Source organism: Chryseobacterium taklimakanense (genome assembly GCF_900187185.1).
Lineage (GTDB): Bacteria > Bacteroidota > Bacteroidia > Flavobacteriales > Weeksellaceae > Planobacterium > Planobacterium taklimakanense.
Window position 1 is genome coordinate 1,535,140 of sequence record NZ_LT906465.1, and the last position, 26,374, is coordinate 1,561,513.

The following is a 26,374-nucleotide window of genomic DNA, read 5'->3' on the forward strand; positions in this document are numbered from 1 at the left end:
AGTTCTATCTTAAAAATCCATTAAACTTTTGTTCCTTTTGGTTCAAAAAAAATGCAAAGTAACCTTCAAAATAAAAAAGTTCTTTTAGTCGGAAATCCCAACGTCGGAAAATCGACCATTTTCAACGCGCTTTGCAATAAAAATCAAAAGACCGGGAATTACGCTGGCGTTACCGTGGCTTCACACTCCGGTTTTTACACTTACAACAACGAGGAAGTAGAGGTCATCGATTTGCCGGGATCCTACAGTATTTATCCCAGTTCTGAGGACGAAGCTATTTTCACAAAATTTTTAATTGAGGAACAGCATAATTACTCAGGAGTAGTATACGTTTTGGATTCCATGAATCTAAAGCGCGGTTTGCTGCTTTTCCAGCAGATTCAGGATTTGGGCATTCCACTCATTCTGGTTGCCAATCAGTTAGACGAGGCAGAACGCCGCGGCACTACCATCAATTTTGATGAGCTTTCAATAGAATTAGGCGTAAAAATTATAAAATCAAACGCCAAAGAGAAAATTGGCCTTGAAGATTTGCGGGAAGCCATTTATCAGGATGAATTTCAAAAATCGGAAAAAGTTTCTTTTGAAATACCGATGGAGCAGCGTGCTGTAGTTCACAAAATCGCTTCTCAAACCCACGAAAAGAATCCGTATAAAGTCTGGACCCTTTTGTCATCAGAAACTTATCTTGGAAAGCTTGATACGCTTGATGACAAACTGAACGAAAATGATACCAAGTGTATCGTTCCCAAGCGTTTGCAGACACAGGAAACCATCAGAAGGTATCAGAACATAGATAAAACCGTACAGAAAGTTGTTTCAAAAACGCCGCAGTTTAAGGAACTATTCACCGAGAAACTCGATAAACTTCTGGTTCATAAATTTTGGGGCTATGTTTTTTTCGGAGCGATTTTACTGCTGATTTTCCAACTGGTATTTTTCATGGCAGAATATCCGATGAACTGGATCGACAGCGGTTTCGTATGGCTTTCTGAATTTGCAAAAAATACCCTTCCCGAAGGCCCTCTAAACAGTTTGATTTCGGACGGAATTATTCCGGGATTGGGTGGAATCATCATTTTTGCACCACAAATCGGCATCCTGCTATATTTCCTTTATCTTTTGGAAGATTCCGGGTATATGTCGCGGGTTATTTTCCTGATGGACCGATTCTTAAAGCCTTTTGGCCTCAACGGAAAAAGTATCGTACCGTTAATTTCCGGTGTGGCGTGCGCAATTCCAGCCATTATGTCCACCCGGAATATTGAAAATGTAAAAGAACGCTTGATTACGATTCTGGTGACACCTTTTATGACCTGTTCTGCAAGGCTTCCGGTTTACAGCATTATTATTGCCTTAGTTATCCCCGCAAAGAAATTTTTAGGAATCGATTACCGTGCGATCGCGCTTTTGGTGATGTACCTTCTGGGGTTTGTTACGGCGCTTTTATCATCATTAATCCTGAAAAAGGTGATAAGACAGAATTATAAAAGCTTCCTGATTATGGATTTGCCTCCTTATAAAATGCCGCTTTTCGGGTATGATTTTAAACTGATGCTCGAAAAAGTGTGGGATTTTATTACTGGAGCAGGAAAAGTTATCTTCGCAGTGAGCGTGATTCTTTGGGCATTGAGTTATATCGGTCCAAAACAGAATGAAAACCAAATTGTGGCGACGGATGTTCACCTGGATCATTCTTATCTGGCAAAATTGGGACGTGGAATTGAGCCGGTGGTTGCACCGCTGGGTTACGACTGGAAGATGGGCGTTTCCGTCATTTCAAGTTTCGCAGCGAGGGAGGTTTTTGTAGGTACAATGTCAACACTTTACAGTTTGGATGACGATGTGCCTGAACAGAAAATCCTGGAAAAAATGCGCACCGACGTGAAACCTAACGGAGAAAAAGTGTTCTCATTCGCGACCGGGATTTCAATCTTGATTTATTATGCCTTTGCAATGCAGTGTATTTCAACTATCGCAGTTGTTTACAGGGAAACAAAAAGTTGGAAATGGACGCTCATCCAACTCGTTGGTATGACGGGGCTCGCCTATATTGTGGCAATGGCAGCGTATCAGTTTTTTAAATAATTTGGAATGGTTTGAAAATTGTTCGACATTGTTGGGTAGTTGAACAGAAGAGTTCAAACTTTTAAACTACATCAAACACATAAAAATGGAAAACACACTTCTTTTACAATATATTATCGTTGTAGCCATCGTTTTGTTTGCGGGATATTCCATTTTTAAAATCATAAAAAAGAATTTTTCGCCTTCAAAATTCAAAAGTAAAAGAACGGGATGCGACCGTGATTGTGGTTGTTCTTAACTTTTCCACAAATGCGCTCATTAAGAAAAATTAACTCTGCGATTTCATAACTTTGCAGTAATTTCAATTCTGAATTTCAAACAAAGATTTTTATGTCCTTAATCAAAAGTATATCAGGAATCCGCGGAACCATCGGCGGGAAAGTAGATGATAATTTAACGCCGGTAGATGTGGTGAAATTCACTGCTGCATTCGGAAGCTGGCTTCAAAAAAATAAAAACAAAAAAGATTTAACCCTCGTTATTGGCCGCGACGCGCGGATTTCCGGAGCAATGGTGAATTCACTGGTCACCGCAACACTGCAGGGACTGGGGATCAATGTAGTGGATTTGGGGCTTTCAACCACGCCAACGGTGGAAGTTATGGTTCCTGAACTGAATGCTGACGGTGGCATTATCCTTACCGCTTCTCACAATCCTAAACAATGGAACGCCCTGAAACTTCTGAACGAAAAAGGAGAATTCATCAGTGGTGAAAACGGCGCAGAAGTATTAAAAATCGCTGAAAATGAAGATTTTGAATTCGCTGAAGTAGATAATTTAGGAAAATATGAAACCCGAGACGATGCGTTCGACATCCACATCAGGAAAATCCTTGATTTGCCGATGGTTGATGCAGATGCCGTGAAAGCCAAAAAATTCAAGGTCGTTTTGGATGCTGTCAATTCAACAGGTGGAATTTCACTGCCGCCGCTTTTAGAAAAATTGGGTTGTGAAGTTATCAAACTTTACTGTGAGCCAAACGGTCAGTTTCCGCATAATCCTGAGCCTTTGAAAGAGCATTTAACTGATATCTGCGAGCTTGTAAAAAAAGAAAATGCAGATTTGGGCATCGTAGTTGACCCGGATGTTGACCGACTTGCTTTAATTGACGAAAAGGGAGAAATGTTCGGCGAAGAATATACTTTGGTTGCCGTTGCAGATTACCTTTTGAAAAACAAAAATGGGGTTGCGATTTCCAACCTGTCTTCGAGCCGCGCATTGAGAGATGTGGCACAAAAACATAACTCAGAATATTTCGCGAGTGCCGTAGGCGAAGTGAATGTGGTGAATTTAATGAAAGAAAAAAATGCGGTGATTGGCGGCGAAGGAAATGGGGGGATCATTTATCCCGATCTGCATTACGGAAGAGATTCTTTAGTGGGTATCGCGCTGTTTTTGACGCATTTAGCCAAAGAAAACAAGACAGTTTCCGAAATGCGCGATTCTTACCCAGCGTATTTTATGGGCAAAAAGAAGATTGAGCTCACTCCGGAAATCGATGTAGATTCGCTTTTAACCAAAATGGAAAAAGAGTATCAAAATGAACAGGTGTCTACCGTAGATGGCGTTAAAATAGATTTTGCAGAAAATTGGGTTCACCTGAGAAAATCGAACACAGAACCGATTATCAGGATTTATACAGAAGCCAAATCGCAGGAAGAAGCCGATAAACTGGGCGATGATATTATTGCCAAGATTAAAAGTTTGATTTAGGTCAGATTTTATTATATTTAAAGATTATAATTTATATGTTTTTTCGAAGTTGAGATAGATTTTCCCTGCATTGAAAAGACTTTGAGATAAAATATTGGAAGAATTTTTTGAAAATGAACTTGCAAAAAAGTTCGAGGAGATGATTGAAAACAATGAAGAGTTTTACTTCGATACCGAAGAACTCGAGGATATCATCATTTACTATCTGGAACTGGGAGATTTTTCCTATGCAGAAATGGCGGTAAATTTCGGCCTGAAGCTGCACCCGAATTCCATCGAAATTAAAACCAAGAAACTGGAAGTTTTACTTGAGCTTGAGGACTACAATCAGGCAAAAAACCTCATCACAGAACTGAAAGCTTCATGTATGGAGAGTACCGATTTTCTGGTTTGCTGCGCTAAATATTATTCAAACCTCGGCAATCCCAGAAGGGCGATTGAATATTGCCAAAAAGCGCTGGAACTGGAAGAGGAAGAAAACTTCCTTCACAATTTCATTGCCGATGAATTCGTGAATCTTGGCGATCCTTTCAGTGCATTGAAACATTATAAGGAAGCTTTAAAAGCCGATCCAAATGATGATTATGCTCTTGAAAACACAATGATTTGTTTCAGCGACCTGAAAAAATACGATGAAGCCATCAGCTTCCTGAATGAATATCTGGATGATTTTCCGTTCTCAGAAACGGCATGGTTCGAGTACGGCCAGTTTCACTTCAACAGAAAAAATTATGAGGAAGCGATCAGGGGATTCGATTATCTTTTGGCCATAAACTCCTCATCAGTTGGTGTTTACTCAAATAAAGCGGCGTGTTATGAAGCATTGGGAAACTTCTCAAAAGCTATCGATGTCTACGGCGAAATGCTCGAACTGGAATATACAAAAGCCTTCACTTATTATAAGATTGGCCTTTGCTACAAGGAAATGAAGCAGCTGGTGAACGCGCTTTCATCTTTTCAGAAATCTTTGATTGAGGACCCGCAGTTTTACCTGGCAATGATGGAGCAAAGCTACATTTACGAAGAAATGGGCGGGATGAAAGAAGCCCTGCATTTTGCCAAAGAAGCCACAAATCTGAACGAAAATAATCTTGATTATCAAAAGCGTCTGGCATTTCTGTATATCGATTCCGGAAAGTTTGAAGAGAGTTTATACTGCCTGAAAAAACTGGTAGATCACGAACCGAACCGGTTCTACAACTGGTATGCTTATGCGGAAGTGATTATGCTTTTGGGCGATTACGAAGATGCGGTGACAACCCTTTTAAAAGCTACAAGAAAGCACAAGCGCGCAGAGCTTTACTATCAGTTAAGCAACTGCTATTATCATCTGAGAGAAGACGAAAAAGGCCGCGAGGCGCTGAGAAAAGCCCTGGAACTGGATCCAGGACTGGCCGAGGATATGCAGCAAAAATATCCTTACATAAAGGATGAAATGAAAAAAGTAAAATCCAAAAAGAAATAATTTCAAACCACAGCTTCGGTTGTGGTTTTTTTATTTTTGGGTTTTTCCGCGGAGGAATATCAGTCCCGCAATGATTACCGCTGCACCGACAAACTGCATCACCGACAGCTCTTCACCATCAATAATCCCCCATATGATAGCAACAATAGGCATCAGTAATGTCACGGTTGAACTAAACAGCGCGCTTGAAACGCTTAAAAGTCTGTAGTTGAGCATCATCGCCAGACCCGTGCCGAAAACTGAAAGCATCGAGACATACACCAGGCCTTCAAAATTATCTTTTGAAAAAGAAAAATCCCTGAAAAAACCAGCAAAAACCAATGCTATAAGTGAGGGTACAAACAGCACAAACCCAAAAACAAACGCCGAAAGTGCCTTTGGTTCCACGTGTCCTAATTTCGTTTTCACCGTCAGGCTGTTGATCGCATAAAGTAAGGTCGCCAGAAGAAGCAGTAATATCGGGATTATTTTCAGTTCACCGGCTTCACCACCACCCAAAGTAAGAATGCAAACTCCGGAAAAGCTTATAACCGTACCGATGATTTGCTGTTTTGTAGTTTTGGTGTTCCAAAACAGTGCCCCCAGAATAATGACGAAAATCGGCATCACCGAATTGATGATTCCTGCAACGGCACTGCTTATTTCGGTTTCTGCCATTGGAAACAGAAACATAGGAATAAAATTCCCGCAAGCGGCTGCTACCAAAAGATATTTCAGTTGTTTCCTGGGAAATTTTCTGATGTTTATAATTGCCAGCGGCATCAGGAGAACAGACGCAATGGCTATCCGCAAACTGCCAACTTCGTAGGGATTGTAATGCAGGAGAGATTTTTTAATTAAAATGAATGAAGAACCCCAGATCAGCGTAAGAACCACAAGAAGTACCCATTTTTCCTTTTCTTTACTCAGCTTCATTTATTCAAAATTCATGGTTAAAGGCAGGCGGTACATATATCGCACAGCGGTTCCGTTGACCGTTGCCGGGGTGAATTTTTCGGGTAAAAGATAAACCGCAATCATGGCTTGCCGGTTAAAATTGAGGTTATCACCTTCTGCGAAAACATTTGAGATATATCCATCTTTTTCTACCAGAAATGTAACGTTGGTTTTCAGGATTTTGTCGGAAGTATCAGAATCAAAGTAAAAAAGATCTGCAATCTGTGTTCTCAAATTATTGATTCCACCGGGGTATTCCGGAGTTTTTTCTACGGCCGAAACCGGTTGCTGCTGTTGCCGGATATCCTGAACTGGAGCTTTATAGATTTTTTGTAAATCTTCCTCGTTTTTCACTTTAATCAAAGCTCTGGTAAGGGTTGAATTCTGCACGCTGTCGAGTTTCACCATAAATTCAATGAACTGCTGCTGCATTTCTGCTACCTCATTGGCAGGCAAATCAGCCAGCCGATTCTTAAATTCATTGGTAATTAAATTCCTTTGCCTGTCAAAATGTTCCTTAACATCCCTAAAATCCTGATTCTGCTGCGCAAATACCAAATTGGAAAAAAACAGCAAAAGTATGCCTAACCTGTAAAACATTATCTTAAAATCTTTGGTAAAAATAGCAATTGTACTTTAAGAAAATAAAAAAAGCCGGTACAAATTGACCGGCTCTTTCAAAATAATAATCGTTTGATTATGGAAATGTAACTCCTGAGTATTTGTTTACCTCAACCATTGGCAAATTGGAACCGTAAGTTGAATTAATTGCAGATATAAACTCGTTTGCAATGACCGCATAACCTCTACCGGTAAGATGTACGCCATCAAGCGAGAAAGCACCTCCGGTAACAAAAGTGGTATTGTATTTCACACCGTCGAACTGTAGGCCTGAAGCCGCAGAAAGCTGAACCATTTTTGAGTTAGCGTCCACCAAAGCTAAACCGTAAGCTGCAGCCAGTTGAGAAAGTGATGCATTGTAAGCTGCTGTTGCAGTAAGAACTCTTGATGTCTCTTTTTCAGTAAGAACTTGGGCATTGGTAAGTGGTGTTTGTGTACCGCCACCAGTCTTAAGCGCAGCTGCAGTTGTTAAAAGGATAAAATCTGCAGAAGTGGTTTGTCTGTATGAAGGCAGTCCCAACGCGGACAAATCCGTCAAATCCTTATCCTCGATCACCGCGCCGTTTGCAACGGCACCACCAGTGAATTTGATTAATCTTTGCTGATATTCTGCATCTTTGATCGCTCCTGCTGCTTTCGCCAAAGCAAGACCACCGTTATATTTTGCATAAGCTGTATTCAAAGCTGTAACCTGTGCATCTGTTAATCCTGCAATAGGCTTCGCTGGAACCGTAGTAAAGAAAGGAATGGATGTTACGTTCGGAATATTAGCCAAAACACCCTTGGTAGCACCAGCAGCTTTCATTCCGTCAAGGATCGATTTGATTACGCTCGCATAAACCTTTGGATCCGTAATATCATTTCCTCCGTAGGTTGCTGGATTCATGTTTCCTGTCTGATCTTTTCCTGAACCTCCTGAAGTGGCGTAAGAAAGTACATCATTATTACCAATCCAAAGCGAGAAAAATGTTGGTTTCTGAGCCATCGCATCTTTTAGGACACTTGTGGTGCCGGATGACGCAAAACGAACAAAATATGGATTGGCTTTACCATCCTTTACACCAGCCGCATTTCCGTAACCGTCGGCAACCAGGTGAAAAGATTTGGCTCCCGGAACTCCCATGTTCTGATATGGGCCAGAACCGTAAATACTTGCCAGGGTTGTTGTGCCACTTCCTCCAGCTACAACAGGACCTAAACTACCTGATGCATCTACTGCGAGAACCAATTTATTAGCTAAAACGCCGGGAATACCGCCGAGATTATCTGCCATAAGCGGCTGCTTGAATTCACCGCCTCCTGCTAATTTCATTTGGGCAGCGATCATGTTAGGGTAAGATTCATTCTGACCGTCGATATATAATGCACCGTCCCTGTAACCGGAAGTAAGGGAGTTACCGAGCGCTACATATTTAGTGAAGTCTGCATTTCCCTTCGAAACTGCAATTCCGGTAACATCGTTTTCAAAATCAGAATTACAGCTGTATGTGAACAACAACATTGAGGCTGCAAATGCCGATATAAATATCTTTTTCATATTATTTTAAAATTATTTAAGATTATAGTTAAGGCCTAAACCGAAGTAATACGTTTTAGCTTTTGCCTGCCCTCTGAAGTTATAATAATCATTGTTGAAAGTTCTTGCTTTCGGGAAGGAAACTGCACCCGCAAGATCCACACCCAAAGCCCCGAAATTAAGCCCCAGACCAGCTGTTGCCACGTGAGCATCAAAAGAAGGTGTTTCCGGGATGAAATATTTGTCCTCGTATGGTGATTCATCATAGTACCAACCTGCTCTACCGGCGATCATCTCTGTGAATTTATATTCGGTTCCCAATCTGATGGTCCGGGTATCGTGGAAGTTTTTCGGAGTCACCAAAACTGTTGGGTCATTTGGCTGGTTACCCACTGGCGCATTGGCGAAATCGAGCGTAAGCTTGTTATATTGTGACCATCCTGTATAGTTGAAATCTGCTGCGAGTTTCCATTTAGGAGTTACGTTTACCGCTGCACCTACCGTCCACTCATCCACCAAAGGAAGCGTTGCCTTAAACTTGTCAGTTCCTGAAGCCGAAAGCCCTAATCTTGGATACAATGCACTTGAAATCTTGAAAGTCGCCGTACCGTTGTCCGCCTTCATTCGCACCGGGCTACGGTATGCTAAACTCACATCCCAGTTCTCATCCGGCTGGAAATAGAAACCAAGTCCAAAACCGCTTCCTTTTGCTTTGCTGTCATTGATGTTCATTGAACCGCCAAGCTGTGTTACGGCTTTGTCCCAGTCTACTTCGCCTTTCGCATAAATATAGCTTGCACCAACAGAAGCCCATGGTGCTAATTTTACAGAGACCATTGGCTGGATAAAGAATGATTTTAGAGCCATCTTCTGTACCAGCTCCTTACCAGCCCAGTCCTCACCCCAGTCTACCGTGCTCCCAAATGGCGTGGTAACACTCAGTCCTACAGAAACATTTTCTACCGGTTTGTAAGCAATTGCTGCATAAATAGGAGTTCCGATAGGATTATCCGTGTCGTAAGACTGTAAAGTTGAAGGGTTTTGATAAGTTACGGTAGACAACGCACCAAAACCACCTGCTGCCACGCTTAATTTCGCGGGAATAAAGGAAATTCCGGCAGGATTGAAGAATGCTACGCTTGCGTCCTCTGCGTGTGCACTGGTATGTGCCATTGCCAATTGCTTTACCCCCTGCAGAGATACCCTGAAGCCACCGGCAAACACCATAACACCTGCAAGAAGAGACACTGAAACGATTAATTTTCTCATATTTTTATAGTATTATTACTGCCAAATTTAAAATTATTTTATAATGGGATGTTAATTTTTCTTAACAAATTTAAACAAATTATTATTTCTAGCATTGGTTTAAGGATTTTTAATCTGTTAATTCACATGCAATCACAAACTTATGTATATTTTACAAAACAAGTGTTTAAAATTAAGCAGGCCAAATTTTTATCCTAATACTGAAAAATTAGTTTTTTCCTAATCTATAACAAAAAATAAATACCTTTAATTATTTATTAAGCAAAATCTAACTTGGGTTAAGATTTGCGGAAACAGCAATATTGTCAGACACCGGATGGGTTTGTGAAAAATTATACTAAATTTGCAGGAATTTAATTAAACTATTATTATGAGTTGTGGATGTAAAACATCCGGCGATTCCGGTCATTCTTGCGGAACTAAAGCCGCTACAGGATGCGAAAATGTAGATACTTGCGGCAACAGCTATAAATTAAGTGTTTTCGACTGGCTTTCGAACGTGAACAGTCCGCGCCAGAAAAACGAAGAACAATATGTAGAAGTAAGATTTAAGAACGACAGAAAGTGTTTCTATAGGAACACACACCGCCTGCCGTTGCATATCGGGAGTATCGTCACCGTAGAATCCAGTCCGGGGCACGATGTTGGAATTGTGAGCCTTACAGGCGAGCTTGTGAAAATTCAGATGAAAAAGAAAAAATTCTCTGAAGATCAGGCTCTTAAAATATACAGGGTATCAAACCAAAAAGATGTTGAAGTTTGGCAGGAGGCCAGAAAAAAAGAAGACGGCATCAAAACTCAGGCAAAGATTATTGCCTCCAGAATTGGCTTGGAAATGAAAATCACGGATGTTGAATTCCAGGGTGATGGTGCGAAAGCAACTTTTTATTACACGGCGGACAACCGGGTGGATTTCAGGCAGTTAATCAAAGAATATGCTGCGGCATTCCGTACCAAGATCGATATGAAACAGATCGGTTTCCGGCAGGAAGCGGCAAAAATAGGCGGGATTGGCTCCTGTGGCCGCGAGCTTTGCTGTTCTTCGTGGTTAACAGATTTCCGTTCGGTAAATACCAACGCGGCGCGCTACCAGCAGTTGAGCATCAACCCACAAAAACTGGCAGGACAGTGCGGAAAGCTTAAATGCTGTCTGAATTACGAACTCGACAGCTATCTGGATGCGCTTTCTGATTTTCCTTCTTCAAATACAACCCTTGACACAGAAAAAGGCAGGGCTTTCTGTATAAAAATCGATGTTTTCAAGAGAAAAATGTGGTTTGCTTACGCCGACAGTCCGGTAGCGTGGTATGGTATTGAAATCAATAAAGTTAAAGAGCAGATACGAAAAAATAAGAACGGACAGAAATCAGCATTGCTTGAAGACCTGGTTTCTGAAGAAATAGCGACGGTGAAGACAGTTGACCTGATTCAGGAAAATAATCCTGACCGTTTCGACAAGAAAAACCGTCCTTCAAACAAAAACAGAAGCCAGAAGGACAGGCGCAACAACGATAACCAGAACCGCAAGCCTCTGAACAAAAACCACAACCAAGGTCAGAATCAGAATCAGAATCAAGGCAAGCCAAACAGAAACGTGGAAGCAAAAGATTCTAAACCTAATGAAGGCAAAAAGCCAAAGAAAAATTTCAAGAAAAACTATAAAAAGAATACCCCAAAACCGAATAATAATGAATAAACTTTTGCCGTTATTATTGCCGTTATTATTCCTGCTGGGCTGCAATGTTTCGGGTGAAGACGTTTACATCCATTCGCTGAACGGAAACTGGAACAAGAAAGCGACACAAAAGTTTGAATTTGAAATAAAAGACGCTCCAAATCCAAAAAACATTATTTTTGTTGTAAGGAACAATAATGATTATCCGTACAGCAACATCTGGCTCTTCAGCAGGTTATACAGCAAAGAAAACAGAGGCAAAAGCGATACGGTGAATTATGTTCTGGCCAAACCCAACGGCGAATGGATCGGCAGCGGATTTGGCGACACTAAGGAAACCCTGTTTCAGTATAAATTAAATTACAAATTCCCAAAAAACGGAAAGTATTTCATTGATGTACAGCACGGCATGAGAAGAGACACGCTGAAAGGCATCGAAGATTTTGGGATAAAAATAGTACCAGCTAAACCATAAGATGGAAAATAAAAAGACGAAAACCACAGGCAGCACTTTTCCTTTACCTCCTAAAAAGGTAAAAAATACCGGCTACAAAAAATGGATAAAATTCGTTTGGATGGCGCTTATCGCCCTAGTTTTAGGGATCGCAGGTCTGTTTTTTGCGGTTTCTCAGGGATTCCTTGGCGAGATGCCGGATGTAAAACAGCTCGAAAATCCGGATATCTACGTCGCATCCGAAATTTATTCATCCGACGGTGTTCTTCTGGGAAAATTCGAGAAGGAAAAAACCCAGCCGGTAGAATACAAAGATTTACCTGCCCATTTGATTTATGCACTGCAGGCGAAAGAAGACGAACGTTTTAAGGAACACTCCGGGATTGACCTTAAATCTGTGGCCAGAGCGGTCTATTTCCGTGGTGACAGAGGTGGTGGTTCCACGATTACTCAACAGCTGGCTAAGCTGCTTTTCACTCAGGATCCGTCATCAAATCCCTTAAAAAGGGTTTTCCAGAAACTTAAGGAATGGGTAGTAGCGGTCAGTTTGGAGAAAAGGTACACGAAAGAAGAAATTGTAAAGCTTTATTTCAACAAATTTGATTTTACTTATAATGCCAACGGTATTGAAATGGCTTCTAAAATCTATTTCAATAAATCTACAAAGCAGCTTACCTTACCGGAATCTGCAATGTTCGTAGCGATGCTGGAAGCGCCGATCGCAAACAACCCCTTGCGAAACCCTGAAAGAGCCAAGAAAAGAAGGGATGTTGTTCTTGGGCAGATGCTCGACACCGGATACATCGACCAGGCAACTTATCAGAAAGCTGTTGATACACCGATAAAGGTAGATTTCCATCCGATAAAAACCATTGATGAAGGTTATTCTGCTTACTATAAATTTTATCTTAGAAAGGAAATAGATCAGTACCTGAAGGAGTACGAAAAAAAGACCGGAAAACCGCTCAGCCTTTTCAAGGATGGCCTTAAAATCTACGTAACTCTGGATTCTAAAATGCAGAAATATGCAGAGGAAGCCATCAAGGAGCACCTTACCGACCTTCAGAGAAATTTCGACAACGAGCAGAGAGGAAGAAAACAAAGGCCTTTCTATTTGATTTCGGATAAAGAAATCGACGGGATCATGCTTCAGGCTATGAAGAGAACCGGGAGGTACAAGCAGCTGAAAGCAGCGGGGATTCCTGAAGACTCCATTATGCTTGATTTCAAAAAACCTATTAAAACTTCAAGGTTTACCTGGAATGGTGAAGAAGAGGTGGAAATGTCACCCTACGACTCCATTCGCTACCACAAGCAGATCGCACAGGCCGGTTTGATGTCGATGGTACCCGGAACCGGTGAAATCAAAGCATGGGTAGGCGGCATCAACTGGCAGCACTTCCAGTACGACCATATCAAACAGGGAAAAAGACAGGTGGGATCCACATTCAAGCCATTTGTATATGCCACTGCAATTATGAATCTGGGTATGACGCCTTGTTCGCAGGTTTCCAACGCAACTTATACCAAAGGATCCTGGAAAGTTGAAGGCAGTGGAGGGCAACTGACCTTAAGGGATGCGCTGGCTCATTCTAAAAACCCTGTCGCTGTACGTTTAATTGAAATGGCCACCCCTAAAAAAGTAATTCAGCTGGCGAGGGATTTAGGAGTGACAGAAGAAATTCCGAACGAATATGCTGTTGCCCTCGGTTCATCAGATATTACGATTTATGAAATGCTTGGTGCGTACAGCACATTTGCAAACTTTGGAAATTATGTAAAACCTGAAATGATTTGGCGTATTGAAGATGCCAACGGAAGGGTAATCACCGAGGTGAAAAACCAGACTAAGGAAGTGATGAACGAGATGTATGCCTATACCATGATCGACCTTATGAAAGGTGTTGCACAATATGGTACAGCATCCGGCGAACTGCAGCGAAGAGGAATTCCCAAAGAAGTAGAAATCGCAGCAAAAACAGGAACAACACAGAATAACTCCGACGGCTGGTTCATCGGAATGACACCTAATCTGGCGACCGGCGTTTGGGTAGGCTGGGAAGACCGTGCCACACACTTTCGCAGTACCGGTGAAGGACAGGGTGCGAAGATGGCATTACCGATCTGGGCTATTTTTATGAAAAAGGTTTACGCAGATAAAGAGCTCAATATTTCTCCGGAAGACAAATTCATCAAGCCATCGAACTGGACTGGTGACTGTTCGGATCTTCAGGGACTTGGAGGCGGTTACGGAGACGACGGCGGCCTGCAAACTTTGGATGAGCTGAAAAATCCGACCCCGAAAAATGACCCGCCGAAAACCGGCACGACACCTAAGGCAACACAGCCAAAAAAGGAAGACAACATCAATGAGAATCTTAATAAAGACTCCGAAATTGATTTCAACAAATAATCAAATAAGCCTCCAAAACCTGGAGGTTTATTTTTTTAATGATAACTTTAGAAAATGAATTTAGATAAAATCATACAACCATTCACCAAAGAATTTCCGGGAGACCTCTCGTACAATACATACCAACGCCAAACTCCCGGTGTGCTCTTTTCCCTGGTAAACCCAGTGACTTTTGAAAATCCGGAATTAATTATCTTCAATGAAAAACTTTCCGAGGAAATAGGCTTGGGGAAAACCGAATCTGACCATGATATAGCTTTCCTCCACTCAAATTACATTCCACCACAAATAAAAACTTACGCCACCGCTTATGCAGGCCACCAGTTTGGAAACTGGGCCGGTCAGCTGGGTGACGGCCGCGCAATTTATGCCGGGGAAATCATTAATGAAAAAGGACAGAAAACAGAAATCCAGTGGAAAGGCGCCGGAGCCACACCCTATTCCAGAAATGCCGATGGGCGGGCTGTTTTGCGCTCTACAGTGCGTGAATATTTGATGAGTGAAGCCATGCATTTTCTGAATGTTCCAACATCCAGAGGTTTAAGTATGAGCTTCACCGGTGAAAATGTAGTACGCGATATCATGTATTCCGGAAATCCGAAACCGGAGATGGGTGCTGTGATGATCAGAACTGCGGAAAGTTTTCTGCGTTTTGGGCATTTCGAACTGGTTTCCGCACGGAAAGAGTATGATTTACTGAAAAAACTGGCCGACTTCACCATTAAATATTATTTCCCGGAAATCACTTCGGAAGGAAAAGAAAAATATGCGGAATTCTTCAATGAAGTTTCAAAGAGGACTGCAGAAATGATTGTCGGCTGGTCCAGAGTAGGATTCACCCACGGCGTAATGAATACCGATAATATGTCGGTACTTGGTTTGACCATCGACTATGGCCCGTTTTCGATGATTGATGAATACGACCTTAATTTCACGCCCAATACCACCGATCTGCCCGGCAGAAGGTATGCTTTCGGGCAGCAGGGAAAAATCGCGCAGTGGAACCTGTGGCAACTCGCCAACGCACTTTTCCCACTGATCGAAGACAGCCAACCGCTTCAGAAAACACTGGATGAATTTTCAAATTATTTTTGGCTGAAACATGATGAGATGCTCTGCAAAAAATTTGGTTTTGATGATTTAAAAGAATCTGATGAGGATTTCTTCAACGATTGGCAGCGTATGATGCAGGAACTGAAAGTTGATTATACCTTATTTTTTACTAAACTTGAGTATTTGGATAAATGCGAAAGCTCGAAAGAACTTTTTGGCGATATATTTTATAAAGATTTAAATGAAAACGATTATAAACAACTGGATGATTTTATCAAAAAATATAGAACCCGTCTTTCCGCAAATGAAATTTCACGCGAAGAAAGTCTGGATTTAATGCAGAAAAGCAATCCCAAATTTACACTTCGGAATTATTTGCTTTTTGAATGTATTGATGAATTAAATAACGGAAAAAAAGATTTGCTGAATAAGATCGTCAATGCTTTGCAAAACCCCTACGTTGAAAAATATCCTGAATTTAGTGTAAAACGGCCGGCAAAATACGATGACACACCTGGCTGCTCGATGCTCTCGTGCAGTTCCTAAAATTGATTATTTTTGCAGCCAAATTTTTCACACTTGAACTTAAAACAAAAAACGGCAGATGTCTTCAAAACGGTTTTCCCAAGCCGCGGAGAGGAATTTCTGGTTTTCTCAGGATTCACGCTGCTGTATGGAATTTTGGCTACGAAAATCGCGTTAGGCTACACGATAATTTTTGATAACCGGATTCCCTGGGATGCCTATTTCAGTTTCGATAACCGTGCCATTGTGATGACGGGCGGCGGTTTTGAGCGGCATCCGCTTTCCAATTACTTCTTTGGCTGGATCCGGGAATTTGCACTGTTGGTATCGGGCGGAAAAATGGATGCGAATTTCAGGCTGGCATTGGCATGGTTCAGCGTAGTTACAGTAAGTTTAAGCTTGGTGCAGATTTACAAATACCTGAGAAACATCACCAGGCTTCCTATTTGGCTGTCTTATTTAATCGTGATATTCTTTTCGCTTTTTTCAACCAATATTTTACTTTCGTTCACTCCCGAAACCTATACTTATACGCTGTTTTTCCTGTGCCTTTTTAATTATTACGCCGCGCTGAAACTTCGTAAAGAAGAAAAAATTTCAATGTTGGCACTTACAGCAGGCACCGTAGCAGTGGGCGGGCTGACCGTTACAAATGCGGTGAAAGTTTTCATTCCCGTACTTTTTGAAAAAGAGGTCTTTAAGAATTTCAAAAACTTTGGAAATGCGGTCCTTAGGGGAATTGTTGCCGTCGCAGTTTTTGGGCTGCTTTTTATGTACCGTCTCAATTTTGATTACATGAAGTTCCTCAGCAAAACAGGGGAACAATACGAGAAATTTTCAAAACCAAAGGTTACACCGCTGTGGGACATGGTTGCGTCGTGGTTTTTTGGCGGGAACGTTTTATTTTCAAATTTCATCACGAGAGATTACCACAACAGGAAAGGTTTTGAGTATAAAGCGCTTTTTATGGATGTCTATTCATCGTGGTTTCCGTATATTTTTATTGGGGTTTTAGTTGCGCTGGTTATTTGGGCTTACATCAAAAATTTCAAAAACAAGCTTGTTCAGATCCTGATGATTTCGTTTGCCGTTGACATTATCATTCACTGTATCCTGAAATTTGGGCTTCACACCTCGTATATTTACGGTGGTCATTTTGTGTTTGTTTATCCGCTTTTACTGGGTTGGCTTTGTTACAGTTACCGGAATTCACCGAAGAAATTTTCAGCCATTTTAATTTTAGTAACGACAATGACTGTTTATCTCGGCATCAATAATTTTATTCGGCTTGAGGAGTTTTTCAGCTTCTTGAATGCTTATTACCAGAAATAAAAAAATCCGGAAAATTACCGGATTATTCTTTTTATAAATTATTAAAAATTATTTCGCTTCTGCACAGAAAACTCTGTACTGAACCGGGATTGCTGATTTGAAATATTGCCTGATTCTTGCTAAATCTCCGGCAGCCGTCCCCTTGTTGAAATAACTTCCCGCAAGGATTTTATAGTTTGGCCTCAGGGATGCATCGGTTTCAACTTTTATGCTTGGGAACCTTCTTCTGAAATAGGACTTCACCTCGTTCGCTTCTTCATTGCTCTTCACTACAGCTATCTGTATTTTAACACCCAAAATTCTCGGATTTTGCCTGCAGATCTCTGCGGTAGTCATCGCTCTGCTTGCAACAGTCTTCGTCTCTCTCCGCGTCTCCGTGTTGGTATTTCTCTCCGCGGAATCATAATTCCTGCGCTCTGCCGCTCTTACATTGGCAAGTGCACAGTTTTCCTCGAGTTTTTCCAGAGATTCGCTGATATTTCTGTCCATAGAAATTATAAGCGGAGTCCCCGAAATGGTATCATTTTTTGTAACCTGCTGTGCATCAATTTTATAAAAAACTGCTACAAAAACGAGAACCAAATATTTATGAAAGTTTTTCATCAAGAAGTTATTTTGGGCAAATTTAATACAAATAAAAATTATACCAAAAACCTACTATTTAGAACAATTCCAAATTATAAGAAAAGCCGTAAACCCTGTTTTTGGGGGTTGTTAAATTACTGTTAAAAAGCTTACTTTTGCAGAATTGAATGTATACCATCAATTTTACTAACCCAAGATTATTTAAATGATTAGTTGGAGAAAGCATTACAAAAAGGGGTTGGTTGCAATAGGTTTATTGCTAACAACCACCGCTTCAGTTCACGCACAGGAAGGTGATCCTGCCAATGGTGAAAAACTCTTCAAAACGAACTGTTCCGCATGTCACACATTAGACAAGCAATTGGTTGGTCCGGCTTTGGGAGGTGTTGTAGACAGATTGAAAAAAGAACAAAATCTGGATACGGACTGGCTTCACAAGTGGATTAAAGACAACGAAGCCCTGCGTAAATCCGGCGACAAATACGCTAATGAGGTTTACGAAAAATTCAACAAAACGGCGATGACTCCGTTCCCAAATCTTTCTGATACGGACATCAACGACATTCTTGCCTACACTTCAAATCCGCCGGCACCGGCACCAGCAGCAGGCGCTGCAGCAACTGGCACAGCACAGGACCAAAACTCGGCTGCTGCACTGGAAGAGGCAAAAAAACAAAGTACAAATTCAAAAATTCTTATAATCTCCCTTCTGGTAATCGCAGGTCTGCTTATATGGCTGCTGATGCGATTGAGACAGCTCGTAAAACTGAACCAGACAGAAGAGCTTGCTGAACTTAATGCTACCAGAGCTTACTCTTTAGGGGATTTATACAAAAAATACCATTTTGTCGGTAAGGCGCTTTTAGGTGTTTTAGCACTGCTTGCATTCTATGGCGTTTGGAATTCATTAATGGGAATCGGCGTTTACAAAGGTTATAAGCCTGATCAGCCAATCTATTTCTCTCACAAAATCCACGCAGGTGAAAACAAGATTGACTGCCAAATGTGCCACTCCTCCGCGAAATACGGCAAGGTATCAGAAATCCCTTCAATGAACGTTTGTATGAACTGTCACAGAAACATTTCTGAATACAAAGGAGCCTATATGGAACCTGGTAAAGACAAAGCTTTCTACGACGGTGAAATCCAGAAGATTTACGCTGCTACAGGTTGGGATCCGGAAAGCCAGTCTTACAAAAACAAACCACAGCCTGTGGAATGGGTTAGAATCCACAATATGCCGGATTTCGTTTACTTCAACCACGCACAGCACGTTGTAGCAGGCGAACAGGCGATCATCAGCTCACACAACAAGAAAAATCCTAACGACCAGATCGATGTGGTTTGTAAAGCGTGTCATGGTAAAGTTGATACCATGAACGTGGTACAGATGGCCAACGATTTTACAATGGGATGGTGTATCGAGTGTCACAGAACTACAGAAGTAGATATGAACAACGGATACAACAAGGAGTATTTCAAGAACCTTCACGAGAAACTTAAAAAACAGTATCCTAAAACTGAAGGTAAGATTACAGTAGACGCTATCGGTGGTCTTGAGTGTGGTAAATGTCACTATTAATAACAAAAAATCAGAAGTATAAATGGCTTCAAACAAAATACAATTCAGAAGTATTCACGAACTGAAAGATCCAACACTTACTCAGAAGTTGGCTCAAAAAGAGTTTCAGGAAGAAATTCCGGTTGATGAATTTCTGGGAGATGCCGAGAAGATGAATAATTCCGGGACTTCCAGAAGGGATTTCCTTAAATTATTGGGATTCTCTACTGCAGCTGTTACTTTGGCTGCGTGCGAGGCTCCGGTAATTAAGACCATTCCTTACGTAGTAAAACCTCACGACATCATTCCGGGTGTTCCGAATTATTACGCAACTTCATATTTTGACGGTTCGGATTTCGCAAGCGTTTTGGTAAAAACAAGAGAAGGACGGCCCATCAAAATTGATCCGAATCCTGCAGCAAACGAACTTGGGAAAACAAGTGCCAGAATTCAGGCCGGCGTACTTTCACTTTATGACAATGATAAAGTAAAGCAGCCAAAACTAAACGGTAAAGACGAAACTTACGATAAAGTTGACGATTACGTTCTAAAGGCTCTTAATGAAGCTCAGGGAAGCGGTAAAAAGATTGTACTTTTATCACACTCTTACCCTTCACCGACGTTCAAAAAATTATTCGCAGATTTCAAAACGAAGTATCCTGCTGCAGAACTTGTAACTTACGACGCATATTCACATGCTGCGGCTCTGGATGCAGCCCAGGAAGTTTTCGGACAAAGAAGCCTCCCGGTTTACGACCTTTCTGCAACTGAACTTGTGGTTTCTTTCCATGCGGACTTCCTTGGAAATTATAACGGCGGAAGCCTTGAAACTTCATACGCAGCGGCTAAAAAGCCTGGCGCAAACATGTTGAGACACATTCAGGTAGAATCCAACATGTCTCTTACCGGTGCTAATGCTGACGAAAGAATCAGAGTGAAACCAAGTGCAGCGAACAAAATGTTGGTTGACGTTTACAATGCTCTAAACGGAGCTGCGGTAAGCGGAGAAGCTGCAAAAATTGCTAAAGAACTGCAGGCTAAAGGAAGCAAAGCGGTTGTTTTCGCTGATGGTTCCAAAGCGGCTTATGTTTTAGCGCACTTAATCAATCAAAAATTAGGCTCCAACGCTTTCACAGGAAAATCCAACCTATTGAAGGAATTCGACGGAGCAAGATATAACGAATTCCTTTCTTGGATGAACACAGGTCAGGTTGGCGTACTGATCGCTAACAACGTTAACCCTGTTTACTCATCAAACAAAGGTGCAGATTTCCAGAAATTATTGGCAAAAGTTCCTCACGTAGTCGCTGTTGTTGATAAGAAAAACGAAATGTACAAAGCTGCAAAAGTGGTAATCCCGCTGGCGCACTGGTTAGAGTCTTGGGCAGACCTTACACCGCAAACCGGAGTTTACTCCCTTATGCAGCCTACGATTTCTAAAGTTTTCAAACCAAGACAGATTGAGGAATCTCTTTTAGTTTGGATTAACGGTAAAGGACATCCTGCAAACAATTATTACGATTACCTTAAAGCAAATGCGACCACTCTGTTAGGCGGAACAAGCTTCAACAAAGGGCTTTATAACGGTATCAACGGAGCATCCGTAACTGCGGCTTCTGCTGTAGCATCTGCTGCCACAAATACCGTAAAAACGGACAGCACTTCTGTACAGACTCAGGCTGCTGTCGCTCCGGTAACAGTGCAAAGAAGCGGAAATATGGGCTACAGCGGCGGAAACGGCGCACAGGCTATAGCTGAATTAAGCAATTTCAAAGCTTCTGATCTTGAACTTGTACTTTACACCAATACATCAATCGGTGACGGAACACAGGCCAACAACCCTTGGTTGCAGGAGTTACCGGATCCTATTACAAGACTTTCCTGGGATAACTATCTCACCGTTTCTCCAAAAGACGCTGAAAGATTAGGCCTTGAAAACGATCTTAATGCAAGAATGCAGCTAGACGGTTCAAAGGTGAACCTAACCGTAAACGGTGTAACTCTAAAAGATGTTCCTGTTTTCATTCAACCTGGTCAGGCAGACGGATCATTAGGTCTGGCTCTTGGTTACGGTAAAAAAGATTCAGGAAAAGTTGCAGAAACAGGTGTGAATGCTTACCCACTATTCGACGGTTACAATACGGTCCTATCGAATGTAAAAATCGAAAAAGTATCGGGAATGCATGAATTTGCAGGAATGCAGCTTCAGAATACCCTGATGGGACGTTATGACATTGCCAAAGAAGTTCCTCTGGATACTTTCCTTAATGTGGCTTATGACGATAAAACCATCGAAAACGGACATCCGCGGGGATGGAACATTCCTCTGGAATACCATACTTTAACTCAGTCTACCCCTGCCGGAAAAATCAGCCTTTGGGATGAATTCGACGACACAGACGGTCCGCACTTCAACCTTTCTGTAGACCTGAACTCCTGTACAGGATGTGGAGCGTGTATCATCGCCTGCCAGGCTGAAAACAACGTACCGGTTGTTGGTAAAGAAGAGGTAAGGATGTCCAGAGATATGTACTGGTTGAGAATCGACCGCTACTATTCTGCAAAAGAAAAAATCACTACTAAGGAACAGCTTGACAAGAAGCTTAATGTTCCGCAGGTTTATGATATCCTGATCGATCCGGCAGAAAATCCGGATGTGATCTTCCAGCCGGTGATGTGCCAGCACTGTAACCACGCTCCGTGCGAAACGGTTTGTCCGGTTGCAGCAACCTCTCACGGTAAACAGGGCCAGAACCAAATGGCATACAACAGATGTGTTGGTACAAGATACTGTGCAAACAACTGTCCGTACAAAGTAAGAAGGTTCAACTGGTTCAACTATGCTCTGAATGACAGGTTCGACTACAATATGAACAACGATCTAGGACGTATGGTTCTTAATCCTGATGTTGTAGTAAGAACAAGAGGGGTAATGGAAAAATGTTCAATGTGTATCCAAATGACGCAGACAACAATTCTTGAAGCGAAGAAAGAAGGCAGAACGATCAAGGATGGTGAGTTCCAGACAGCTTGTTCGAAAGCTTGCTCTACGGGGGCATTACAGTTCGGGGATATGAATGACAAGACTTCGAAAGTAAGGGAGCTTTATGCAAGCAACAGAAGATACACACTTCTTGAAGAGATTGGCACCAAACCAAACGTCTTCTATCATACCAAAGTGAGAAACAGAAAAGAAAACAAAGTTTAAATAATAATAAGGTAAAAAATGTCACATTACGAAGCCCCGATTAGGGAACCTTTAATTATTGGTCACAAAACTTATCACGATATCACCGAAGATATCGCAAGACCTATCGAGGAAAGAGCAGGCAAACTATGGTGGATCTCATTCTACGCAGCTCTTGTTCTTTTTATCTACGGATTCGGCTGCATCGCTTACACTATCGGTACCGGTATTGGAGCGTGGGGACTAAACAGAACCATTAACTGGGGTTGGGATATCACCAACTTCGTATGGTGGGTAGGTATTGGCCACGCCGGAACGCTGATCTCCGCAGTATTATTATTATTTAGACAAAGATGGAGAATGTCGGTAAACCGTTCTGCTGAAGCGATGACGATCTTCGCCGTTGTACAGGCCGCAATCTTCCCGGTAATTCACATGGGTAGAGTTTGGGTTGGTTACTGGGTATTCCCTATTCCAAACCAGTTCGGTTCACTTTGGACTAACTTTAACTCACCGCTGCTTTGGGACGTATTCGCGATTTCTACTTATTTCTCGGTATCTACAGTATTCTGGTTCATGGGGCTTATCCCAGACTTTGCGATGATCCGTGACAGAGCCAAGACGCCGTGGACAAAAAAAATCTACACATTCCTGGCGTTTGGCTGGGGCGGTAAAGCAAAACACTGGCAAAGATTCGAAGAACTTTCTTTGGTTCTTGCAGGTTTGGCAACTCCACTTGTATTCTCGGTACACACCACTGTATCCTTCGACTTCGCCACATCGGTAATCAAGGGATGGCACTCAACAATCTACCCTCCGTACTTCGTGGCAGGTGCTATTTTTTCGGGATTCGCGATGGTACAGACGCTTCTCCTTGTTGCAAGAAAAGTGGCAAACCTTGAAGATTACATCACCATGTACCATATCGAGATCATGAACATCGTAATCATCGTTACCGGAGGAATGGTAACTGTAGCTTACGCGGTAGAATATTTCGTAGCATGGTATTCAGGTTCACGATTCGAAGACTTTGCGTACCTTACTCCCGGTGCAGCAACCGGTCCTTACTGGTGGGCATTCTGGGCGTTGATTATATGTAACCTTGTTGTTCCTGCATCATTCTGGTTCAAAAAACTTAGAACCAATATTATCTGGACATTCATCGTGGCACTGATCATCAACATCGGTATGTGGTTCGAGCGTTTCGACATTATCGTAATCAACCTTTCCAGAGACTACCTTCCTTCAGCATGGACGATGTTTAAACCGACCATCATTGATGTAGGAGTTTATTTAGGAACTATAGGATTTTTCTCCGTATTATTCCTACTTTACGCAAGAACATTCCCTGTAATTGCACAGGCTGAATTGAAATCTATTTTGAAAATTTCAGGTGAAACTTATAAAGCAAAAGAAGGAGATGAGCACCACTAAGATTATATACGGCCTTTACGCTGACGACGACGATTTGATGAGCGGCGTAAAAGCTTTCAGAGAAAAAGGAATCGATATCAACGAAGTTTATACACCATTCCCGGTTCACGGCCTGGATAAGGCTCTTGGACTTAAAAAAACCAGAATCTCAGATGCTGCTTTTATGTATGCGGTATATGGTGTTACCCTCGGAGCACTGACTACCTGGTATATGATGAACCACGACTGGCCTCAAAATATTGGTGGTAAGCCCGCATTCTGGTGGGGTCACAATATGCCTGCTTTCGTAGTTCCCATGTTTGAGCTGATGGTATTCTGTGCTGCACACATGATGTCCCTTACGTTTCTTGTAAGAAATAAAATGTATCCGGGGGCTGCACCACAAAACCCAGATCCGCGTACTACAGATGACAAATTCATGATGGAATTTGTGAGTGACGATGTAGAAAAAATCAAACAGCTTCTTGTAGAAACAGGTGCTGAAGAAATATCCGTAAAAGATGCTTAAGATGAAAAAGAATATTTTAAAAGTTACAACAGTCTTAGGTTTTGCCGGTTTAATATTAACTTCTTGCGGGAAAGGAAATCCCCCAATGGTATATTTTCCCGATATGTATTTTCCCGTAGCTTATGATCCGTTGCAGAAAGCGGAAGATGCATATTCTAAACATGACAATGAAATTCCGGCTTTCGTAAAGATGAACGGTGCTACAGGCTTAACTCCTGTTGAAGGTACAGTTGCTCAAAACAAAGACGGCGTTTTTGAGGAAGCGCTTCTTCCTAAAAATGTTGATGAATACAATGCAGGCTACGACGCTTCTAAAATGGTTACTGCTTCTCCACTAAATCCGGCAAATTCTGCAAAAGATCTGGAAAGAGGAAAAGTACTTTACGAAAGAACCTGTGCGGCGTGCCACGGTACTGGTGGTGACGGGCAGGGACCTATTGTAGCCAGCGGTGCATATTCCGGAGTTCCTAATTATGCAGACAGACAAATCACTGTAGGTAGCGTGCACTACGTTCTTACAAACGGTAGAAACGCAATGGGTTCGTACGCAGGCCAGCTGAATCCTGGCGACAGATGGAGAGTATCAATGTACGTGATGAACGCGTTTAAAGGTGGTATGACAGCACCGGCGGCCGGTGATGCTGCTGCACCAAAAACAGATTCTACAGCAACTAAATAATAAAAAGACAAAAAATGTATAGTTTTTCACCCAAATTAAGATTAACTTCTATAATTCTTATTATTGCAGGATTGGTTCTTTTTGCAGCTGGTTACTTCATTAATAAAAGCTACGATCAGGCGTCTGTAGAACATATGATGGAGGCGGTACACAGTGCCGGTCACACGGCACCTACACACTCAAGCGAAACTGTAGGCCCGCAGGATCATTCTGCTCACCTGGAGCACGCAATGATGCAGGTTGCGAACCAGCCATTGGCTGCGCTTCACCTTGTTGCAGTATTCTTCTTTGCGGCTTCTTGCTGTGTATTGTTTTTCTACTCTATTCAGCATGCGGCACACGCAGGTTGGTCAATCATCATTACAAGAGTGATGGAAGCAATCGCTTCATTTATCCCTTGGGTCGGCGCAGTGCTTCTTATCATCATGGTTCTGAATGTAATGCACATCGGACATTTATTCCACTGGATGGATCCGAGTTTGGTTGATCCGAACAGCCCTAACTTTGACGTTCTTACTTTAGAAAAGAGCAAATTCCTCAATGTAGGATGGTATGTTTTCAGAAATATTTTATACGTAGCAGGTGCATCTTTCTTTGCCTGGAAACTTAGATCTCAATCTAAAAAAGTTGACCAAACTAAAGACAGAAGAGATTACCAAATGCTTTACAGATGGGCGGTAGGATACATTGTATTCTTCGGATTTGCTTCCGTAGGCTGGGCTTGGGATTGGTTAATGTCGATCGACCACCACTGGTATTCTACAATGTATGTTTGGTATGCAATGGTGAGCTGCCTTGCCAGTGCAATTGCCCTGATCATTCTGGTTAGTGTTTATCTTAAAAGAAAAGGATTCTTGCCGGAATTCAATGACAATCACCTACACGATTTAGGGAAATTCCTTTTCGCAACCTCAATGCTGTGGACGTACACATGGTTCTGTCAGTTCATGCTTTATTGGTATGCCAACGTACCTGAAGAAGTGAACTATTTCTTTGGAAGATTTGAACACTATAAGGAAACATTCCTGCCAATGCTCTTATTAAACTTCGTAGCGCCTTTATTGGTGATGGTAAGCTCAAGCATCAAGAGAAATTATAAAGTGGTTACAATCATGGCAGTTGTGGTAATCATCGGTCACATCGTAGATTACTTCAATATGGTAATGCCGGGAACGGTTGGTCCTTACTGGAGAAACGCCGCGGTTCTCATGTTGGTCATTGGAGCAGTGGTATTCTTCGTAGGTCTGTTTATCTTCGTAGTAATGACCATGCTTACAAAACTTAAACTTATTCCTACAGGAAACCCTTTCCTGCACGAATCCAAGATTTACGAATATCCTTTCTAAAAAGGCAACCAGAT

19 protein-coding genes are annotated in these 26,374 nt (G+C 41.9%); 14 read left to right on the plus strand and 5 right to left on the minus strand.

Annotation, left to right across the window (positions count from 1 at the left end):
- Window positions 1-51: 51 nt before the first annotated feature.
- From feoB to CKV81_RS07320, 3 genes are all read left to right on the plus strand, one after another.
- Window positions 52-2,088 (plus strand): ferrous iron transport protein B, encoded by a 2,037-nt coding sequence (feoB, locus tag CKV81_RS07310; protein ID WP_095071926.1) that lies wholly within the window; start codon window positions 52-54, stop codon window positions 2,086-2,088.
- 330 nt (window positions 2,089-2,418) lie between these two features.
- Window positions 2,419-3,801 carry a phosphoglucosamine mutase gene (gene glmM, locus CKV81_RS07315; protein WP_095071928.1) on the plus strand — a complete coding sequence of 461 codons (1,383 nt, stop codon included), beginning with the start codon at window positions 2,419-2,421 and terminating at the stop codon, window positions 3,799-3,801.
- Between the two features lie 94 nt (window positions 3,802-3,895).
- A complete protein-coding gene (locus CKV81_RS07320; protein ID WP_095071930.1) occupies window positions 3,896-5,266 on the plus strand; it encodes a tetratricopeptide repeat protein in 1,371 nt (456 codons plus the stop codon).
- A 30-nt stretch (window positions 5,267-5,296) separates the two neighbouring features.
- Here CKV81_RS07320 and CKV81_RS07325 read toward each other — a convergent pair whose 3' ends face one another.
- The 4 genes from CKV81_RS07325 to CKV81_RS07340 form a co-directional block, all read right to left on the minus strand.
- Window positions 5,297-6,181 carry a DMT family transporter gene (locus CKV81_RS07325; protein WP_258453872.1) on the minus strand — a complete coding sequence of 295 codons (885 nt, stop codon included), beginning with the start codon at window positions 6,179-6,181 and terminating at the stop codon, window positions 5,297-5,299.
- The gene (locus tag CKV81_RS07330; RefSeq protein WP_095071932.1) at window positions 6,182-6,802 is read right to left on the minus strand and encodes an energy transducer TonB; all 621 of its coding nucleotides are present in this window, start codon (window positions 6,800-6,802) and stop codon (window positions 6,182-6,184) included. It abuts the gene before it with no gap.
- A gap of 97 nt (window positions 6,803-6,899) precedes the next feature.
- Window positions 6,900-8,360 (minus strand): SGNH/GDSL hydrolase family protein, encoded by a 1,461-nt coding sequence (locus CKV81_RS07335; protein WP_095071934.1) that lies wholly within the window; start codon window positions 8,358-8,360, stop codon window positions 6,900-6,902.
- A gap of 12 nt (window positions 8,361-8,372) precedes the next feature.
- Window positions 8,373-9,608, minus strand: coding sequence for an OmpP1/FadL family transporter (locus CKV81_RS07340; protein WP_095071937.1), 1,236 nt, complete (start codon window positions 9,606-9,608; stop codon window positions 8,373-8,375).
- A 370-nt stretch (window positions 9,609-9,978) separates the two neighbouring features.
- On the opposite strand from CKV81_RS07340, the gene CKV81_RS07345 reads away from it, so the two are divergent.
- From CKV81_RS07345 to CKV81_RS07365, 5 genes are read left to right on the plus strand one after another with little or no spacing between them, the layout of a single operon-like run.
- Window positions 9,979-11,304 carry a PSP1 domain-containing protein gene (locus CKV81_RS07345; protein ID WP_095071939.1) on the plus strand — a complete coding sequence of 442 codons (1,326 nt, stop codon included), beginning with the start codon at window positions 9,979-9,981 and terminating at the stop codon, window positions 11,302-11,304.
- Window positions 11,297-11,758 (plus strand): gliding motility lipoprotein GldH, encoded by a 462-nt coding sequence (locus CKV81_RS07350; protein ID WP_095071941.1) that lies wholly within the window; start codon window positions 11,297-11,299, stop codon window positions 11,756-11,758. Before CKV81_RS07345 ends, CKV81_RS07350 begins: the two co-directional genes overlap by 8 nt.
- Before the next feature lies 1 nt (window position 11,759).
- Complete coding sequence (locus CKV81_RS07355; protein WP_095071942.1) at window positions 11,760-14,150, plus strand: penicillin-binding protein 1A; 2,391 nt, start codon at window positions 11,760-11,762, stop codon at window positions 14,148-14,150.
- 54 nt (window positions 14,151-14,204) lie between these two features.
- Complete coding sequence (locus CKV81_RS07360; protein ID WP_095071944.1) at window positions 14,205-15,749, plus strand: protein adenylyltransferase SelO; 1,545 nt, start codon at window positions 14,205-14,207, stop codon at window positions 15,747-15,749.
- Between the two features lie 33 nt (window positions 15,750-15,782).
- Window positions 15,783-17,060, plus strand: coding sequence for a DUF6080 domain-containing protein (locus tag CKV81_RS07365; RefSeq protein ID WP_095071946.1), 1,278 nt, complete (start codon window positions 15,783-15,785; stop codon window positions 17,058-17,060).
- A gap of 48 nt (window positions 17,061-17,108) precedes the next feature.
- On the opposite strand, the gene CKV81_RS07370 is transcribed toward CKV81_RS07365, so the two are convergent.
- Window positions 17,109-17,663 (minus strand): sporulation protein, encoded by a 555-nt coding sequence (locus CKV81_RS07370; protein WP_095071948.1) that lies wholly within the window; start codon window positions 17,661-17,663, stop codon window positions 17,109-17,111.
- 187 nt (window positions 17,664-17,850) lie between these two features.
- Here CKV81_RS07370 and CKV81_RS07375 point away from each other — a divergent pair, with 187 nt between their 5' ends.
- From CKV81_RS07375 to CKV81_RS07400, 6 genes are read left to right on the plus strand one after another with little or no spacing between them, the layout of a single operon-like run.
- Window positions 17,851-19,227, plus strand: coding sequence for a c-type cytochrome (locus tag CKV81_RS07375; RefSeq protein WP_095071949.1), 1,377 nt, complete (start codon window positions 17,851-17,853; stop codon window positions 19,225-19,227).
- 22 nt (window positions 19,228-19,249) lie between these two features.
- The gene (locus CKV81_RS07380) at window positions 19,250-22,414 is read left to right on the plus strand and encodes a TAT-variant-translocated molybdopterin oxidoreductase (RefSeq protein WP_095071951.1); all 3,165 of its coding nucleotides are present in this window, start codon (window positions 19,250-19,252) and stop codon (window positions 22,412-22,414) included.
- Window positions 22,415-22,432: 18 nt separating this feature from the next.
- Window positions 22,433-23,827, plus strand: a complete 1,395-nt coding sequence (gene nrfD / locus CKV81_RS07385; RefSeq protein WP_095071953.1) for an NrfD/PsrC family molybdoenzyme membrane anchor subunit — start codon at window positions 22,433-22,435, stop codon at window positions 23,825-23,827.
- Window positions 23,814-24,335 carry a DUF3341 domain-containing protein gene (locus CKV81_RS07390; RefSeq protein WP_095071955.1) on the plus strand — a complete coding sequence of 174 codons (522 nt, stop codon included), beginning with the start codon at window positions 23,814-23,816 and terminating at the stop codon, window positions 24,333-24,335. Before nrfD ends, CKV81_RS07390 begins: the two co-directional genes overlap by 14 nt.
- Window positions 24,328-25,014 (plus strand): c-type cytochrome, encoded by a 687-nt coding sequence (locus CKV81_RS07395; RefSeq protein WP_095071956.1) that lies wholly within the window; start codon window positions 24,328-24,330, stop codon window positions 25,012-25,014. Before CKV81_RS07390 ends, CKV81_RS07395 begins: the two co-directional genes overlap by 8 nt.
- A gap of 14 nt (window positions 25,015-25,028) precedes the next feature.
- Window positions 25,029-26,360 carry a quinol:cytochrome C oxidoreductase gene (locus CKV81_RS07400; RefSeq protein WP_095071958.1) on the plus strand — a complete coding sequence of 444 codons (1,332 nt, stop codon included), beginning with the start codon at window positions 25,029-25,031 and terminating at the stop codon, window positions 26,358-26,360.
- Window positions 26,361-26,374: the final 14 nt, after the last annotated feature.

What these genes read in the sequence shown, in the direction of transcription:
- feoB (WP_095071926.1), top strand. Translation starts at nt 52, where the DNA reads ATGCAAAGTAACCTTCAAAATAAAAAAGTTCTTTTAGTCGGAAATCCC.
- glmM (WP_095071928.1), top strand. Translation starts at nt 2,419, where the DNA reads ATGTCCTTAATCAAAAGTATATCAGGAATCCGCGGAACCATCGGCGGG.
- CKV81_RS07325 (WP_258453872.1), bottom strand. Translation starts at nt 6,181, where the DNA reads ATGAAGCTGAGTAAAGAAAAGGAAAAATGGGTACTTCTTGTGGTTCTT.
- CKV81_RS07330 (WP_095071932.1), bottom strand. Translation starts at nt 6,802, where the DNA reads ATGTTTTACAGGTTAGGCATACTTTTGCTGTTTTTTTCCAATTTGGTA.
- CKV81_RS07335 (WP_095071934.1), bottom strand. Translation starts at nt 8,360, where the DNA reads ATGAAAAAGATATTTATATCGGCATTTGCAGCCTCAATGTTGTTGTTC.
- CKV81_RS07340 (WP_095071937.1), bottom strand. Translation starts at nt 9,608, where the DNA reads ATGAGAAAATTAATCGTTTCAGTGTCTCTTCTTGCAGGTGTTATGGTG.
- CKV81_RS07345 (WP_095071939.1), top strand. Translation starts at nt 9,979, where the DNA reads ATGAGTTGTGGATGTAAAACATCCGGCGATTCCGGTCATTCTTGCGGA.
- CKV81_RS07350 (WP_095071941.1), top strand. Translation starts at nt 11,297, where the DNA reads ATGAATAAACTTTTGCCGTTATTATTGCCGTTATTATTCCTGCTGGGC.
- CKV81_RS07355 (WP_095071942.1), top strand. Translation starts at nt 11,760, where the DNA reads ATGGAAAATAAAAAGACGAAAACCACAGGCAGCACTTTTCCTTTACCT.
- CKV81_RS07360 (WP_095071944.1), top strand. Translation starts at nt 14,205, where the DNA reads ATGAATTTAGATAAAATCATACAACCATTCACCAAAGAATTTCCGGGA.
- CKV81_RS07370 (WP_095071948.1), bottom strand. Translation starts at nt 17,663, where the DNA reads ATGAAAAACTTTCATAAATATTTGGTTCTCGTTTTTGTAGCAGTTTTT.
- CKV81_RS07375 (WP_095071949.1), top strand. Translation starts at nt 17,851, where the DNA reads ATGATTAGTTGGAGAAAGCATTACAAAAAGGGGTTGGTTGCAATAGGT.
- CKV81_RS07380 (WP_095071951.1), top strand. Translation starts at nt 19,250, where the DNA reads ATGGCTTCAAACAAAATACAATTCAGAAGTATTCACGAACTGAAAGAT.
- nrfD (WP_095071953.1), top strand. Translation starts at nt 22,433, where the DNA reads ATGTCACATTACGAAGCCCCGATTAGGGAACCTTTAATTATTGGTCAC.
- CKV81_RS07390 (WP_095071955.1), top strand. Translation starts at nt 23,814, where the DNA reads ATGAGCACCACTAAGATTATATACGGCCTTTACGCTGACGACGACGAT.
- CKV81_RS07395 (WP_095071956.1), top strand. Translation starts at nt 24,328, where the DNA reads ATGCTTAAGATGAAAAAGAATATTTTAAAAGTTACAACAGTCTTAGGT.
- CKV81_RS07400 (WP_095071958.1), top strand. Translation starts at nt 25,029, where the DNA reads ATGTATAGTTTTTCACCCAAATTAAGATTAACTTCTATAATTCTTATT.